This window comes from Mesorhizobium intechi (assembly GCF_002879535.1).
GTDB lineage: Bacteria > Pseudomonadota > Alphaproteobacteria > Rhizobiales > Rhizobiaceae > Mesorhizobium > Mesorhizobium intechi.
The window spans coordinates 39783-55778 of record NZ_PNOT02000040.1 but is presented as its reverse complement, the minus strand read 5'-3'; the positions used below and the strand labels follow the sequence as shown (position 1 = coordinate 55778).

The 15996-nt window shown below is 59.3% G+C and carries 11 protein-coding genes; 7 read left to right on the top strand and 4 right to left on the bottom strand.

Annotated features, from left to right (window positions below):
• Positions 1 to 189: 189 nt before the first annotated feature.
• The gene (locus C1D09_RS03545; protein WP_143973019.1) at positions 190 to 969 is read left to right on the top strand and encodes a transporter substrate-binding domain-containing protein; all 780 of its coding nucleotides are present in this window, start codon (positions 190 to 192) and stop codon (positions 967 to 969) included.
• Positions 970 to 985: 16 nt separating this feature from the next.
• Positions 986 to 2632: a N,N-dimethylformamidase beta subunit family domain-containing protein gene (locus C1D09_RS03540; RefSeq protein WP_143973018.1), complete on the top strand. Its 1647-nt coding sequence runs from the start codon at positions 986 to 988 to the stop codon at positions 2630 to 2632.
• A 141-nt stretch (positions 2633 to 2773) separates the two neighbouring features.
• Here C1D09_RS03540 and speB read toward each other — a convergent pair whose 3' ends face one another.
• Complete coding sequence (gene speB / locus C1D09_RS03535) at positions 2774 to 3721, bottom strand: agmatinase (protein WP_143973017.1); 948 nt, start codon at positions 3719 to 3721, stop codon at positions 2774 to 2776.
• A gap of 190 nt (positions 3722 to 3911) precedes the next feature.
• Between speB and C1D09_RS03530 the strand changes: the two genes are divergently transcribed.
• The 5 genes from C1D09_RS03530 (at position 3912) to C1D09_RS03510 (ending at position 9303) form a co-directional block, all read left to right on the top strand.
• Positions 3912 to 4865, top strand: a complete 954-nt coding sequence (locus C1D09_RS03530) for a LysR family transcriptional regulator (RefSeq protein WP_143973016.1) — start codon at positions 3912 to 3914, stop codon at positions 4863 to 4865.
• A gap of 326 nt (positions 4866 to 5191) precedes the next feature.
• Entirely contained in the window at positions 5192 to 5944 is a 753-nt protein-coding gene (locus C1D09_RS03525; RefSeq protein ID WP_281288539.1) for an amino acid ABC transporter ATP-binding protein, read from the top strand.
• A 60-nt stretch (positions 5945 to 6004) separates the two neighbouring features.
• On the top strand, positions 6005 to 7312 hold the full coding sequence (locus C1D09_RS03520) for an aminotransferase class III-fold pyridoxal phosphate-dependent enzyme (protein WP_143973014.1): 1308 nt from the start codon (positions 6005 to 6007) through the stop codon (positions 7310 to 7312).
• 25 nt (positions 7313 to 7337) lie between these two features.
• On the top strand, positions 7338 to 7715 hold the full coding sequence (locus C1D09_RS03515; RefSeq protein WP_167514471.1) for a nuclear transport factor 2 family protein: 378 nt from the start codon (positions 7338 to 7340) through the stop codon (positions 7713 to 7715).
• Positions 7716 to 7827: 112 nt separating this feature from the next.
• Complete coding sequence (locus C1D09_RS03510) at positions 7828 to 9303, top strand: NAD-dependent succinate-semialdehyde dehydrogenase (RefSeq protein ID WP_143973012.1); 1476 nt, start codon at positions 7828 to 7830, stop codon at positions 9301 to 9303.
• Positions 9304 to 9848: 545 nt separating this feature from the next.
• Here C1D09_RS03510 and C1D09_RS33620 read toward each other — a convergent pair.
• Genes C1D09_RS33620 through C1D09_RS03500 form a run of 3 tightly spaced genes read right to left on the bottom strand, consistent with a single transcriptional unit; the run spans position 9849 to position 15908 of the window.
• Positions 9849 to 12881: a DEAD/DEAH box helicase gene (locus tag C1D09_RS33620; RefSeq protein ID WP_167514470.1), complete on the bottom strand. Its 3033-nt coding sequence runs from the start codon at positions 12879 to 12881 to the stop codon at positions 9849 to 9851.
• Positions 12871 to 14700, bottom strand: a complete 1830-nt coding sequence (locus C1D09_RS33015; protein WP_167514469.1) for a phospholipase D-like domain-containing protein — start codon at positions 14698 to 14700, stop codon at positions 12871 to 12873. Before C1D09_RS33015 ends, C1D09_RS33620 begins: the two co-directional genes overlap by 11 nt.
• The gene (locus C1D09_RS03500) at positions 14697 to 15908 is read right to left on the bottom strand and encodes a DUF6361 family protein (protein ID WP_167514468.1); all 1212 of its coding nucleotides are present in this window, start codon (positions 15906 to 15908) and stop codon (positions 14697 to 14699) included. Before C1D09_RS03500 ends, C1D09_RS33015 begins: the two co-directional genes overlap by 4 nt.
• Positions 15909 to 15996: the final 88 nt, after the last annotated feature.

Here is a 15996-nt window from a genome sequence, read left to right as displayed (position 1 = left end):
TTGTCTCTGCGATCAGGCTCGGCTTTGCGCTGTTGGAGCGATCATTTTTTCGATGGTGATGTTTTGCGATGGCCCGGCAACAGATCCCGGGGGGGAACGGCAGCGGTCGATTCAAGAGTGTGCGGCAAGGAGTGGGCTGCGTCAGACGCTCAGAGAAATAACAAGTGTTTAACGAGGGAGAGCAAGCAAATGAAATCAACAAATCACTACAAGGCACTATTCGCGGTGGCCTCTCTGTCACTCAGTGTCTCGTCGGCAATGGCTGAGCAGCGCACGTTAAAAATTGGCACCGATGGCCTCTATCCTCCTTTCAGCGTCGTTGACAACTCAGGCAAGATAACCGGTCTCGACATTGAAATCGGCGATGCGATTTGCGCCAAGCTGAACGCAAAGTGCGAATGGACGGCGCAAGACTTCGAAGGCTTGATACCCGCCGTCCAGAACGGCCGCTACGACATGGTTATCGCCTCGCACTCGATCACGGCTGAACGAAAGAAAGTCGTGGACATGATCAAGTATTACAACAACTCCGCGAGCTTCGTGGTTCGAAAGGATACCGACGGCTCCGACCTGTCTCCCGCCAAATTCGCGGGAAAAGCCGTAGGCGCCCAAACCGGGACGGTCCATGCTTCCTATCTTGAGAAAAACTTTTCAGGAGCGACCCTGAAATTCTATCCTTCCCAAATCGAGGCCTATGCCGATCTCAGCGCCGGTCGGATCGATGCCGTCATGGGGGATACGCCGACTCTCTACACGTGGGTGCAAGGCGAGGGGAAGGATTGCTGCAAGGTCTCGGAAGCCAAGATTACGGATCCATCCATTGGAGACGGCGCCGGGATCGTCATCAAGAAAGGCAATGAGCCATTGCATTCGGAGGTCCAGAGGGCCGTCGATCTGATGCGGTCAGACGGTGAATTTGACACGCTTTGGGCGAAATACTTTCCTTTCCGCATCGGAAACGACAAGTGACCAAGATCCTCGCGCCATGAGCGGCCAATCTCAAGCCCAATCCTCTGACGTTGATTGGCGGCGCGAGGCTGTGCAGGGAAACTACGCCGAAAGGCCCCCCTCCGATCCAGGGGGGCCGATCCGGATATGGTTATATTCAGATCGCATTTCGTACGGACCAGGCGACCCGATTCGAATCTCCGTCAACACCAACGCGCAACGCTATTCGCTCGAAATATACCGGGACGGCGCCCATCGTCAGCTGGTGTTTCGCCGCGATGGTATCCCAGGCACTTGGTCCGCCACAGACGTCAATTGTTCGGAGCTGGGCTGCGACTGGCCGGTTTCGGCAGTCGTATCCGACACAGAAAGCTGGCATTCGGGCGGCTTTGTCATCAGAGCTTTCGCTGCATCCGACCGTGATGGCATTCTCGCCGAGAGCGAGCACGTCGTCATCATCGGGCCGGATCGTCAAAAGCGGACGACCGCGACCAATGACAGGCTGCTTCTGATAGCGGCGACGGCCACATGGACAGCCTATAATGACTGGGGCGGCTCCAATCATTATCAGGGCCTGTCCGGGCCTAAGGGAAATGATTTTTCGCCGCGTCTGAGCGTTCAGCGACCTTACGCCCGGGGGTTCGTCAGCATTCCCGATGAGGCTCCGCGTGCCGTGCTGCTGGATCAGCCCGGCATCTTGGAAGAACCGAAATACCCGCATATGGAGTGGGCCTATCGCAACGGATACAGCAAAAAATATGTCTCGGCTGGGTGGGCAAGTTTCGAACGAAGATTCGTGATTTGGGCCGAGAAAGAGGGCTATCAGGTCGACGTCATATCTCAGACCGATCTGCACAACGACCCAGCCATTCTGTCCGGTTACCGATGTGTGGCGACCATCGGCCATGACGAATATTGGTCGTGGGAAATGCGCGACGCGATCGATGCTTATGTCGAACGCTGCGGCTGTATCGCAAGGTTTGCCGGAAATTTCATGTGGCAGATCCGGCTGGAGGACGGTGGGAGTACGCAAGTTTGCTACAAGTATACAGCTCGTGATCGAGATCCATTGATGACAACGGGGCCCAGGCATCTCGTGACCGAGTCCTGGGAGGCGGGCGAAATAGGGCGACCCGGTGCCTCGACGTTCGGCCTCAACGCTACCCAAGGCATGTATGCGAGCTGGTCCGGATGTTCACCCCGTGGGGCCAAGGGATTTCCTCTCTACCGTCCGGATCATTGGGCATTCGCGCAAACTGGACTGTATTACGGGGACATCATTGGCGGCCAGAGCGGCGTATTCGGCTACGAGGTTGATGGGATTGGCTACGAAATCCGCGGGGGCCTGCCATTCGTTGCTCCCGGAATGGTAGCACCTGCTGGTATGGAAATACTGGCTCTAGGCCTGTCGTCGACCATGGAGGAGGGGGATTCGATAAAGACAGGCCAGACTTTTTTAGGACGGGAAGATGCAGAGTATGTCGCCATGGTTCTAACCGGGTCGGCCGATGAGGAAAGCATCGAGAAGACGAAAAGGGGATGTGGCGCAATCGTTCACTTCGAACGCGGAAAGGGGCAAGTCTTTCATGCCGGAAGTTCCGATTGGATAATGGGGCTTGTGCGTGATGACCAGATCGTTGCGCAGATCACCAGGAATGTTCTTGACCGATTTCTGGCCCTTTAGCGGATCAGCGATTTCAAGAGCAGCCGTCGAACAGGTTCCGCGCCAAAGTTCCTTGCAACAGGGCCAGCCTCGGGAAGATTTGCGAGCGCTTGAGTATGGAACGTCGGAAAGCTGGCGCGTCGCACGCGCCAGCCCAACCCCCTATCTGCTGATCACGCCAGGCATGACACAAAGCAGTTCAAAAAGTAGGTTTGCAGCGGTGATCGCTGTTGTTCCCGTAGTGTCGTAAGGTGGCGACACTTCAACCAGATCGGCGCCGACAATATTCAACCCTTTGCACCCCCGAATGATTTCCAGGGCCTGGATGGTTGTGAGCCCACCGATCTCCGGCGTCCCCGTGCCAGGGGCGATTCCGGGATCGAGGCTGTCGATATCGTAACTCACATAGACAGGGCCGTCGCCCATCTGCTGTCGGACTTCGGCCATCAGCGGAGTAAGCGACTTATGCCAGCAGTCTTCCGCCGTGACGACGCGGAATCCCTGCCCACGCGGCCAGTCGAAATCCTCTGCGGCGTAACCGGACCCTCTTAGCCCTATCTGAACCACACGCTTGCAGTCCAGAAGACCTTCCTCGACAGCGCGCCGGAACGGTGTTCCATGCGCAATGGCTTCGCCAAACTGATGCTCATTGATGTCGGCGTGTGCATCGATATGGATGAGCCCGACTGGACCGTGCTTGCGCGCCATCGCTTGCAGGATCGGATATGTGAGGGTGTGGTCTCCCCCGATTGCGAGCGGCTTGCAGTCGAACTTCAAGATGCCGTCGAAGAATTGCGAGATTATGCGCACCGACTTCTTCAAATCATAAGGGTTCGTCGGGACATCTCCAATGTCCGCGACCTGGAGGCTGTCGAACGGGGCGGCTCCAGTTCCCATATTGTAGGGGCGGATCATCACCGATTCAGCGCGAACCTGACGAGGACCAAACCGTGCACCACTCCGGTTCGACGTGCCAATATCCATGGGTACGCCGACAAAACAGGCGTCCAGTCCCTTCGCGTCCGGCGCGTGAAGTAACCTCATCATCGTCGTAATACCTGCGAAGCGTGGCATGTCATTGCCGCCAAGCGGTTGATTGAATGTGGTCATAGTTGCTTCTCCAAATTCTCTTTTTCAGCCGGCATATGCGCGGTGGGCAACACGAGAGCTCTCAAAATCGGGTCGCCCATCAACGGGCGATCCATGGCGAATTTCTTGCGTCAGAAAAATAGCGATTAACCCGTGTTGTATCGGGCCTGCCGATGTAACATTTTGAATTTGCCGATGAGGAGGGAATGTTATGCGACGCGTTCACGACATTGATCTCAAGTTACTTCGTACATTTCGCGCGATCGTCGAGGCGGGCGGCCTCGTCGGGGCGCAGCTCACTTTGAACGTGTCTCAATCGACGCTTTCCACGCAACTGGCGGATCTCGAGAAAAGGCTTGGGTTTCGCGTGTGCTACCGAGGTCGATCAGGATTTGCGCTCACAAAGGCCGGGCAGCAGACCTACGACGCGTGTGGGGACCTGTTCTCAGCCGCCGACCGGTTTCAGAATACCGCTGCCTCGATCTCGGGTGAACTCAAGGGTGTATTGCGGCTAGGCATAGCGGACGCGATGATTACCAACCGGGCTTGGGACTTGTCGGCAATTCTCGGTGAGTTCAACGACCGCGCCAAGAAGACCGTGATCGAGATCTTCATGGACTCGCCTGGCAATATGGAGCGGTTAGTCATCGAAGGGGCGCGAGACGTTACGATCGCCGGCGCCTTTACCCGAAAAACCGTCGGCGTCGTCTATATACCTCTCTTCAGTGAGCAGCACGCGATCTTCTGCGCAAACGACCATCCACTGGCAAGCCAGGAACTCGTTGAGACCGCCGAGTTGAAACGCTATGCTTTTGTCGCGCGCCGCTATCTGCACCGATACGATCTCGAGCGAGTTGGGCACCTCAACCCCGGTGCAGTCGTAGAGGAGATAGAGTCGCAAGCGCTTCTGATACAATCAGGCCGCTTCATCGGCTATCTGCCCGTGCACTACGCTGACATCCTGCCTTCGCTTACGAGGGTGAGAACTACAGACGGCACCGACTATTATTCGCCTTTCTACCTTCTTCACAAAACCAACGCCGAAGAAAACCTTCTCGTCAGAAATTTCGTCAACAGAGTTCGAGAATTTAAAATTCGGAAATCAGCGCAGCATTCGCAGTCGATACAGCCCCTTGAAGGCGGTATCGACCGAAAAAGGCGCTAGCGCTTATATTCGATTTTTCGATGTAAGGTGCTAAAAGATCGAATAGACGAAAGCGTCTCACGACCGCTAGCTGCTCCCGTCTATGCGCCGCTGTGGCGAAGATGGGAGCTGCGATGCGAACCGTTGTGATCAATATCCATCTCGCGCCGGCGGTCGCTGCCCCGCGCCTCCGTCGGCGAACAGCGTTTCCGTTTCCTCTGGGAGGATTTTCGACAGGCCGGTTCATCGCGCCTGTCAGCCCTCGTGTCGTGGACGTTCTGGCACTCGACGGTGCCGGCGAACTCCGCTTGCAGCGCGCAACCTGAACTACCTGACCGAGATAGAAAATGACCTCAGGCTCACCAATGATCAGCCTTGACAGGATCCATAAATCCTATGGGTCGCTGCAGGTACTCAAGAGCATAAGCCTCGCCGTTACTGCTGGCGAGCGGGTGGTGCTATGCGGCCCCTCGGGATCGGGAAAAAGCACTCTGATCAGGTGTATCAACGGTTTGGAAACGCGGACCAGCGGGCAGATTCTGGTAAATGGCCACGAGTTGCACCCCAACTGTGAAAACATTGCCGATCTCAACGGAGAGGTCGGAATGGTCTTCCAACAATTTAATCTGTTTCCACACCTGACGGTTCTGCAGAACCTGATGCTGGCGCCGAGAATTGTGAGGAAACTGTCTCGTGAGGAGACACGGGCTCGGGCCTTGCGCCTCTTGGAGCGTGTGAAGATCGCAGACAAGGCTGATGCGTATCCGGGACAGTTGTCAGGCGGACAGCAGCAGCGTGTCGCAATCGCGCGTGCCCTTTGTATGCAACCAAAGGTGATGCTGTTTGACGAGCCTACCTCCGCCCTGGACCCCGAGATGGTCAAGGAAGTCCTCGACGTCATGACCGATCTGGCTCGGGAAGGCATGACGATGATCGTCGTCACTCACGAGATGGGGTTTGCAAGGACAGTGGCTGATCGAGTGATCTTCATGGATGGCGGGGTGATCGTGGAAGAAGACGCGCCGGCGTCATTCTTTGCCAGGCCGAAGCATCCACGTACGAAGGAATTCCTCCGGCAAGTGTACGAACACATCCACTAGTCGCGCATCGCGCCCACATACCGCAAAAGCCATCAAACGCTTAGATCTAAGGAGGCTCGCATGAGCAGACTTCTGCAAACTGGACTCAATGCGGGCAAGGATCCGCTCATCAAAGTGATCGACGGGGAAGGTGTCTACTTCGTTCTTGCGGACGGTCGCCGGCTGATTGATGGAAGCAATACAGGCGGTCCGCTCGGCCACAAGCATCCCGTTATGGTGGAGGCAATGAAGAAGGCGGCTTCGAACCCCGTCATCAACGAAGGTTGGTTCTGGGCTGAACGTGAGGCCGCTGCCGAGGACCTGATTGATATCGCCTTCGGCGAAGAGAAAAGTTGGGTTGGGGCCGTCCGTTTTTTCCTCAGTGGCAGCGAGGCCAACGACCTGGCGCTGACATTCTGCCAGGCTCTAACCGGGCGCAGAGAACTGGCCACACGCGAACGCGCCTATCACGGTATGGCTGGCCTCGCTCGCCAGATGACAGTGCAGCCGCACTGGCATGGCGGCCTTGCCCTTCAAGGTGGTGGCAGCAAGCCAGTTCCATCGCAAGCTTCGGTCCGGATCCTCCCAGCCCCTGTCAATGCGAAGTATGGCGGCGTTTCCGACAATCGGCCCCTAGCCGAGCGAATGGCAGGGTCGGAAGAGCTACTGTCTTCGGTCGCGGCAACGATCATCGACTACACCCAAGGCGGCATCTATTACGATTCCGCATATCAGGATTACGTTGCCAATGCCGCCCGCAAGGCAGGGTCGTTGTGGATCGCCGATGAGGTCGTGACGGGCCTGGGTCGCAGTGGTCGCTGGTTCGCGTTCCAAGGCGGCGAAACCCGTCCAGACATCGTGACCCTCGGGAAGTGCCTGGCAGGCGGATCCGCCCCAGCCGGCGCCGTCGTGATGTCGAAGGACATTGTTGACCAGATGAAGGACAAGAGCTGGCAGACCTACAGCACCTTCCGCGCGCACCCAAGCGCGGTCTCGGCCATAAGGGCTTACCTTTCCGTGATGGCGGACGGGCACATTATCCGCCGCGTCAAAGAGCTTGAGACTCGAATGCAGCAACGGCTTGTCGAGATCGCTCGCAAGCACCCGAGCGTCGCCCGCGTCGACGGCTTTGGTCTGCACTGGACGATCGAGTTGCACGGTCCTGACTGGCGCCGTTGGTATGCAGACACGGCCGAGGCGCCGATTGCATCGCGCGTCGCGGCTCGTGCCATCGAGGCTGGGGCCGTGATCGGCACCAGCGGCGAACAGACGTCGCTGTTCCTCGCGCCTTCGTTCATCATTTCGGACGACGAACTGGATACGCTCGTCTCCGCTCTCGATCATGGCCTGGAGCTCGCCGATGCCGAGTTCGAGCGTGGCGCCGCGTAGGCGCCGCGTAGAGGAGAACAGGACTATGGACGCCACAAACGCGGTCACGAAAGCGGTTCGCCAGGCAGCTCAGGTGTATCTGGACGCGCTGTTTTTTGGAGACGTTGAAGGGTTTCGCTCGGTCTTCCATCCTCAGGCGCATCTTTACTCTGCGACTGAGGGAAAACTCGTCCATCTGACTGTCGATGCATACATGGACATGGTCGCCAGCCGCCCATCTCCACAAGAGAAGGGCGACCACCGCCAGGATGAAATACTTTCGGTGTTCGTGGGCAGCCCAACGACGGCACATGTTCGGGTCAAGGACGTCTACTTGCCCAAAAGGTTTGTCGACGATCTCACCTTCGTGCAGCTCGACGGCAAGTGGCAAATCGTTTCGAAGGTCTGGCACTTCGATTTGTGATTCAGGATACCGGCTGACCTTCAACGACGCGGCGCTCGGCGAGAGAGCGGCGAGATCGAACGCGCCTGTAGGCCCGACGCATTGACTTTCCTATTCCGGGAGGGAGGAAACCTTGATCAAATCTGACTTCGCATCGAAGTTGAAAGATCCTACCCTGTTGGTGGAAAAGGCCTTTGTCGCCGGACAATGGATAACGGCTCGAAACGGAGCGACGTTCGACGTTATAGATCCCGCCACCGGTCAGAAGATAGCCGCCGTTCCGGATCTTGAGGTGGAAGAGGTCAACTCGGCGATCACCGCCGCCCATCGGGCGCAGAAGCCTTGGGCGAAGCTCACAGCGAAAGATCGCGCATCGAGCCTTCGCACCTTCTATGACCTGATCGTGGCGAGCGCAGACGATCTGGCGATCATCCTTACCGCGGAGATGGGCAAACCTCTGCAGGAGGCTAAAACCGAGGTGCTTTATGGGGCAGCCTACGTCGAATGGTTTGCCGAGCAAGCTAAGCGCATCGATGGCGACGTGATACCGGGTTACCAGTTGGACAAGCATATCTTCGTAGTGAAGAGGCCGGTCGGTGTTGTCGGCGCCATTACGCCATGGAATTTCCCGAGCGCAATGCTCGCGCGCAAGCTCGCGCCTGCGCTGGCCGTTGGCTGCTCGCTCGTTGCGAAGCCTGCTGCGCAGACGCCGCTGTCGGCTCTTGCACTCGGCGTGCTCGCCGAACGCGCCGGCCTACCATCGGGCGTCCTCAACGTGGTCACGTCAACAGATGCCGCCATGGTCGGATCGACGTTCTGCACAAGCGAGTTGGTCAGGAAGATTTCATTCACCGGTTCGACGAACGTGGGCAGGATCCTGATGCGTCAGGGTGCGGATCAGATTAAGAAGCTCAGCCTTGAACTTGGTGGCAATGCGCCGTTCATCGTGTTCGACGATGCCGATATCGACGCTGCCGTCGAAGGTGCGGTTGTCGCGAAGTTTCGCAATGCCGGGCAGACATGCGTGTGCGCCAACCGCATCTACGTCCAGTCCGGTGTCTACAAGGAGTTCTCTGAGAAACTTTCCCGGCGGGTCAGTGGCCTGAAGGTAGGTAACGGCTTTGCTAAGGGAACCGAAATCGGTCCGCTCATCGACGGCAACGCGGTGAAGAAGGTCAAGGAGCACCTCGAAAATGCCCTCTCGCTTGGCGCGTGCGTGACTGTTGGCGGCAAATCCGGCGAACCGGGTGAGCAGTTCTTCTCGCCGACTGTCCTGGTCGGTGTCACGTCGGAGATGAAGCTTGCTCGCGAAGAAACCTTTGGTCCTCTTGCACCGCTATTTTCCTTCGACACCGAGGAAGAGGTTATTCAGATGGCTAATGATACCGAGTTCGGCCTCGCCGGATATTTCTTTTCCCGGGACCTCGCTCGGATCTTCCGCGTTGCCGAGGATCTGGAGACCGGCATGGTGGGCGTGAACACCGGGCTCATCTCGACGGAAATGGCGCCGTTCGGCGGCATCAAGCAATCAGGTATGGGGCGTGAGGGCTCGAAATACGGAGCCGACGACTACGTCAACATCAAGTACGTCTGCCTGAGCGTCGCGTAAGCCTCCCCCGGAGAAAGTGACCCACGGCGATTGACCATGACGGGCTGATAGAGCATTGCCAATGGCTCCTGGGGCCCGTGACGGTATTAACTTGCTTGGCACGACATGGGAGGCTGCTTTCCTTTTCGACAAGGAAGCTTGTTGGCATTACAGAAACTGCGGCAAACGCCGGCCTACCTATCGAGCGGTTCATGGTCGGAACGGGCGCCAAAGCGCCGTGCGACACCTGTCAACTGACTTCGGCGGCCCGTGATCATGGGTTTGCCGGAGCGCTCGTCATTCCGCCCTTCGACAACCAGAAACATCGGCCAGGATGCCATCCTGGCTTACTTCGAAGCGCTTCGCCAGAAAGATCATGAACGATGTCGACCTCCATCCTTGAGTCGAAGAATATGGAATCCAAGCGTCCATTTCGCCAGATCGCATCGTGAGAAGGGGCAGGCGCTTGGGGTGACTTCCCAGGAACTGGATGCTTACCGATGCTTTCGCTGCTATGACGCGGAGAAGCTTGTCTTTCCTGATTGCGATGACGTCTCGCGGTAACGTCAAGGCGTCGGATGCTCCACTCCACCCGCCTTTGCCTCCGTGTTCGGCGCCGAAAGGTCGAGCGCCAGCGCGCGCGCTTCGCCTGGCTTCAATTCGAAATGCTTGATCATGTCCTCGAACAGCCCTGGCTCTGGCTGGCCCAGTGCCAGCCGGTAGCGGGTCAGATCCTCCTGCAGATCTCTAAGCCGCACCGCGTTCTGGCTGAAGCGCACGTCGAAAGTGATGCTGATCGGCTTATGCGCAGGCGGCGACCACCAGCGCTCTAGGCCCATGCCCTCCTTCTTCCCGTCACGAGCCGCCTCGAAGATGGCCCAAAATGGGCTCTTCCTCGCTCCGGCCTCGAGGCCAGCTGCGGCATAGGTATTGGCGAGAGAGCGCCGGACGCATAGGCTCGCATATCTGGCGATCCGGCCTTCGCGCTGCTCGAAGTCGACCGGATCGCGCGGGAGATCCCAATGCACGATGCGATCGCACCAGACATGGAAATCGAGGCCTTCCTGGCCAACTGAGGTCGTCGCGAGAACATGTGGCCAGAACGGCGAGTTGAAGGCGCGCCGCAAGCTGTCGGAACGCAGCTTCTTGTCTTTTGCCGTTTTCGTCTTGGTGCGTTCAGCTCCGGCATAGGGGACCACTGCATGGACGCTGACGCGCTCGGGCTTGCCCACCTTGTCCTTGCGCATGCGCACCCGTCCCGCGCGGCCGAAAAAAGCTTGGCGCAGATGTTCGAGCGGCGTGGCGTCGCCGATCAGGCGCATCACCGCGAGATGCTCGTCGACCACTGCCTCGAACCCGCCGATCAGGATGGCGCGTCGCAGGGCGTCGGGATAGGAAACCCGCTTTCTGGGCTTACGCCGCGGCAGGATCGCTGGCCCGAAGATGCGCTGGCCAAGATAGGGCCGCAGATCGTGCCAGCAGAATTTGAAAGCGTGCGCCAACCCGTCGTCTTCAGGCAGCAGATCGGGTTGATGGCGAAGCAGGTTTCTTCCGATCGCCATGCCCGGCGCGGACAACAACCAAGTGGCAAGGAGTTTCACTTCAGTCTTCGAGATCGTGCCTTTATGTTGCTCACGATTGTGCTTCAGCCAAGATTTCCGGGTACGGGTCTGCAGACCGGTCACGTGCCGCAGTGCCTCGACGATAGCGCCTCGTCGATCGAGCGCCATCTCGATGTCGAAAGCCAGCGCCCAGGGTTTACGATCGGTCTCTTCCCGCTTGGCTATTGTAAACCCCCGCTTATCGAGCCACCCAGCGAGCGCCTTTCTTGCCAGTTCGCCTACGTCCGCCACCACGCGGCTAGCGCCCCGCGCAGGCTCGATTGCTTCGGCGAGATTGGGCCAGGGTATGAAAGAAGCTATCAGTGGCCATGGGGTCTTCGGTTCGTACCGGAGATAGGGTTGAATGGTCTTGGCGGCCTTCTGCCTGCGCTGCACATCGAGGCTGAGCATAGCGCTGACGGCAAGCGGAGTGGCGATGTAGCGGCTGAACAACAGGGCCTTTCCGACGGGCTTTTCGCGCGCGAACAGCTCCGCCCACGGTCCGCCAAGTTTCCACCAGGGGGCGGTCGGAACGGCCCACGGCAAACCGAGTAGGGCGAGATCGACCGGCGGTGGCTTGACCCGATCACCTGAGACATCGGCGACCACGAGCGCGCGGATCTGGGGGTGCGCCGTCTGCGCGATCGGGAGCGCGCTGGTGATCTTGGGCAGGTCGGTGAAGACCTTGCTCACCTTGTAGTCGAACAGCGTCTCGGCCGGATACGGAACAGAGGACCAAAGCGTTGTCACCCAACCACTCATCTCGGGCATCGTCTTCGAGACAGCCTGCGCGAAATGTCGGAAAACGCGAAGATCGTTCGGCTCGACAACCGTGTTGTGCGAACGGCGATCGAACAGTTCGCCGGTTATCGTCGTTGCACGTTCGGTGCGGGCGATAACCGGCCGAAGCGAGACCTCGACGTCGAGCTTGGCGGATTTGACAGCAGCGAGCGCGGCCTTGCGTTCCCCCTTGGCCTGAAGCGAACGATGGTGCTTGGCGATCCGCTCGGCCGCCACGTCTGCCGCCGCCTTGGCTTCGTCCCCGAATAGAAACCGCACCAGCTTGATGAAGCTACGATATCGGCTCGCCTCGACCTCGGTGCCGTCGACCCGCAACAGTCGATAGGGCGTCGCCGACATCAGCAACAGGGCAGGGCGCTGGAGTGCATTGTCTCCGCCCAGCAAAGTCCGGATCAGAAGGCGCTGGACCTCCTGCCGTTCCGCCTTGAAACCAGCCAGCGTGATATCGTCATTGGGCAGAATGAGATCCGCGTAGCGGTGAAACTCATCGAGAATGAGTAAATGCGGTCGCGTAACGGGATTCGTCAGCGCGACCAGCGCGAGCGCCGCGCGGGCGCGCAGAATGAACTCCGCAATGTCGTTTGCCCTCGCGTCCAGCCAGGCGCGGAGCTCAGCGTCGAGATCGACGCCATCGAGGCCCATGATGGTTACCAGAGCAGCGCGAAACGGGGCAGGGAGGTGCCTGGGCGCCTTGGGCTTCCAGCCGAAATGCTGATGATGGCCCTCTTGGGCATTTCGTTCATCCAGCAAGCTCAGGCGCCGCCAGAATTTTGGCGCGACACGACCAAGGAGTGACGCTATGAGCTGGCGTTCTTCGACCTTGCCACCGCGTTGCACGGCTTTCCATCCCGGAAGACTGGTGTCGGGCGTATAGGAGAAGAGACGGAACTCGCTCACCGGTTCGGTGCCGGTCATCGCTGCCGCAAGCGAAAGCCGATCAGGGGGACTTTCCCAACTGACATCGAGCGTAGTGAGCTTGGTGAGATTTTGCGAAGCGATGTCGAGGTTCGGGCAAAGATAGACAACGTTGAGCGGGCCATCACGCAGTGCTTTGAGGCGCTGCGCGACCGACTTCGACGATATGGTCTTGCCCAGGCCAACCTCGTCCGCAATCAGGAACCGACGGCTCCCGATATCGCTCGTGAGCGCGCGCAACGCGGCCTCGACCGTATTCTGCTGGAATGGTTCAAGCGCCATGGGGCGCACCGATGTCAAGGCAGGCGCGCACGGACGACCAGAAGGACTCGACTTCGTCCAGCTGCCGCAAAGCCTCCACGCCCTCCTCATCCTCGCGCTCGCTAAGATCCAGTCGAAAGCCGTCCAGAACCTCGGAAATAGCCGTCGCACGCTCTTCGAATTGCGAGGGATTGCGAGCCCAGGCCGCGAGCACTTCTTCCAGAGCGAACCGGCCGATTCCGAACGGACCATCGCCGACACCCCAGGAGGCGCCGTTCTTGTCCGCTCCCGCCCACGTGGTGGATTCGGTTGGCGTGATACCCTGCAGGCGCGCGCGAAACCAGGTGGCAAGGTTGGACGCTCCGATATAGGCGGCCGTCGCGGCGCGGTCCCGAGCAAGCGCATCTAATCCTGGAAATTGCACCTCCTGCGTCCAGGCCCTTTTCACCGTCGGATCGCCTCGCGATTCCGCACGGAAACTCACCAGAAACGTCTGCAGCTTGAGCGGTACCTGGCCCGGCCGCAGGACGATCCGGCGCGAGTTCGTTGGCCATTCGACCACGGAATCCGGAAACGTAAAGAGCCACGCCTCGAGGCGGTAGTCATCAAGAAAAGCATCCAAGCTGTCGGAGACCTCGAGGGACAGACCATCAGCATCGATGGTGAGCACAAATTCCAAGTCGAGGACTGCTTGCAGCGCGTCGTCGAGCGCGCGGGCAGCTGCCTCCCGCTCCAGCGTCTCTGCGCTCGGTGGCGCGACAGAGGCGAATTCCTGAGCCTCTACGAAAGCTTCGAGTGTGCCGGCGATGGCATCGTCAATATCGAGTTCGGCCATAAGTTCAACATTGCGGTCGACAAGCCCGCGGCCCGTTATGTTCGCGCTACCGATCCAGAGCCGATTGCGGGTATCGCTCTTTTGCAGAATGAGTTTTGCATGAAGTCCGCTCATTCTGATCGGATCGGGCGCTTCCGTTTCGGACGTCTCGTCCTTGGTGGCCACCAACGCTGGCTGGTCCGGCTGGGGCGCTTCGTTGACGCGCACTTTCATGCCTGCCTGCTCGCCCAGCGCGTTGGCGGTCGTGGGGATCGTCAGCAGCTCCATGGTTGAACCTGCAGGCCGCGGTGTCAGCGCCTTCAGGCCGCCGGCGTTGACGAACGGGCTGATCAAGAGGGTGCGCCTGGACTTTGGCAGCGGCGTGAAAAAGGGCTTTGTCGTGCCAAGCGCGCGCCAGTGCAGTTTGCGAAACTTGACGCCCGCCGGCGCCTGCCAGCGAAGGTCGGCGAGCTCGACCAGGATCGCCTCGGGCCAGTCGAGTTGCCCGGCCAGGGCGCGGATCATTTGGGCGATCTCCGGAATCCGCTGCCCTTTTCTGGCAGGCATCCCGTGTAGCAAGAGACCGGCTTCGCGATCGGCGCTGATGGTGAGGTTGCGACTGCCCAGCCAGAACCGCCATCGGATCGACTTGTCGTCTCCCAGGTAGCGCGTGAGCAGGGCTTTCGGATGCCAGGAGGCACCGGGTTGCGGCCTGACAGAATGCAACACGCCGTCGAATAGATGAAGGATCCCGAAATGGTTTCGGGCGGGCTGCAATCTACCCTTTTGATAGAGAATCCTGAGACGCGGGCCGAGCGAACCGAGTGCGTCGGCGAGGCACATTGGGCCACCGCTCAACTCGTCGTCGACCGCGCCTGTCATCGATATTAGCATCGCGGTGACCGCGACCAGGTCGAGCGAGTATGTGAGACATGCCATCCGGTCGATGCCGAGACCAGGGTCGGGTCGCATCGCCTCGAACACCGAATAGGCCTGCTGCGCGCCGAAGGCGGTGTGTTCGCTCATGCCGCCGGCGCCAGTTCTTTGAGGAAGCCGGAGACCTTTTCCCAGCGATAGGTCAGGGGCCATGGTTCGAACGGCTCCCACGGTTTTCGTCGATCGCCCGAGCCGTTCAGCAGAAGCGCGCGATCATCCTTCAGTGCGTATTCGCGTTTTAGGAACGTCGGTTGAAGATTGCTGTAGTCGGACATCTCCCTCGCCACCCAGTTCTGGACGGCCATAAGGAGGGGTTTCAGCGCGCCCAGTGCGTGCACGTCGTCCCGTTCGAGAAGGTCGACGTTCAGCGCCAGCGCTTTCGCCTTATGGGTGCCAAGGGCACTTGCCAGCATTTGGTCAGGCGATCGCACTGTAGACCCGTCCGCCCTTTTGAGATCCCCGACCATGGCGATGTAAAGTGCGCGCGCCAGGCAGACGAGCGATGCGGCTTGATCGGCGCGGGTGAGCTTCAGGATTTCTGTCGAAGTGCAGAGCTTGCGAACGGCCGGACTGGTGATCGCTGCAGGCGCTGCTTGCCGGCGCTCGGCGAGACGCGACAAGAGCGATATGTTCCCTTCCGGGTCGCGCAGCTTCGACCAACCGGCGCGGATCTTGTCATCCTCCCGTTTCCCGAGATCGAAGTCGAAACTGAGCCCTCCCTTCCTCCTCGCCCATCCTGTCGGCATGTCGGGCGGATTGACGAAGATGGCGTGCCGCTCGCTGCTGGCGTCGACCTCTGGGCGGTCACGGCGCGTCAGCAGATCCCAATGCCGATTGAGGTCGCTACGATACGGCGGAGCCGAGGTGGACTCGAGTGGAGCGAGCAGGCCCCATGTTCTGAGCGCGCTCCAGTAGATGCCGCTGGGCTTGGATACCGGGCTCCCCCCCTTGCGCAGGACGCGACCGCCAATGATCCCGGTGCCGTCTTTATGACCGTAATTTTCGAGCAGCTTGTGACCGGTACGGTCCTCGATCTCAGCGAACATTGCATCGGAAAACAGGCCGCCAGGGGATCGCGCAGCCATCTCCTGCAGCGCCCAGCAGATGAACCAAACATACCGTAGGCTGGTGTGCTGGACCGAGGTGCCGGGGAAGAACCGGTCGGCATAGGCGAAATGGATCACGCCGAACCCAAGTTCGTCGCGCGTACCGTCCGGTCCCGCGTCGGCGAGACTAGCCTCTGCAGCCTGGCGTTCCGATTGAGAGAGCCAGACCCAGCCCAGTTGCGGTTGCAGCAATATCATTCCCCCGAAGCGAACTTTAGCGTGGCCCGGCCGTTGAACAAGCGATCAGTTCGCGGCCATCGCAATATTCTTTTGTTCAACG

What these genes read in the sequence shown, in the direction of transcription:
- C1D09_RS03545 (WP_143973019.1), top strand. Translation starts at nt 190, where the DNA reads ATGAAATCAACAAATCACTACAAGGCACTATTCGCGGTGGCCTCTCTG.
- C1D09_RS03540 (WP_143973018.1), top strand. Translation starts at nt 986, where the DNA reads ATGAGCGGCCAATCTCAAGCCCAATCCTCTGACGTTGATTGGCGGCGC.
- speB (WP_143973017.1), bottom strand. Translation starts at nt 3,721, where the DNA reads ATGACCACATTCAATCAACCGCTTGGCGGCAATGACATGCCACGCTTC.
- C1D09_RS03530 (WP_143973016.1), top strand. Translation starts at nt 3,912, where the DNA reads ATGCGACGCGTTCACGACATTGATCTCAAGTTACTTCGTACATTTCGC.
- C1D09_RS03525 (WP_281288539.1), top strand. Translation starts at nt 5,192, where the DNA reads ATGACCTCAGGCTCACCAATGATCAGCCTTGACAGGATCCATAAATCC.
- C1D09_RS03520 (WP_143973014.1), top strand. Translation starts at nt 6,005, where the DNA reads ATGAGCAGACTTCTGCAAACTGGACTCAATGCGGGCAAGGATCCGCTC.
- C1D09_RS03515 (WP_167514471.1), top strand. Translation starts at nt 7,338, where the DNA reads ATGGACGCCACAAACGCGGTCACGAAAGCGGTTCGCCAGGCAGCTCAG.
- C1D09_RS33620 (WP_167514470.1), bottom strand. Translation starts at nt 12,881, where the DNA reads ATGGCGCTTGAACCATTCCAGCAGAATACGGTCGAGGCCGCGTTGCGC.
- C1D09_RS33015 (WP_167514469.1), bottom strand. Translation starts at nt 14,700, where the DNA reads ATGAGCGAACACACCGCCTTCGGCGCGCAGCAGGCCTATTCGGTGTTC.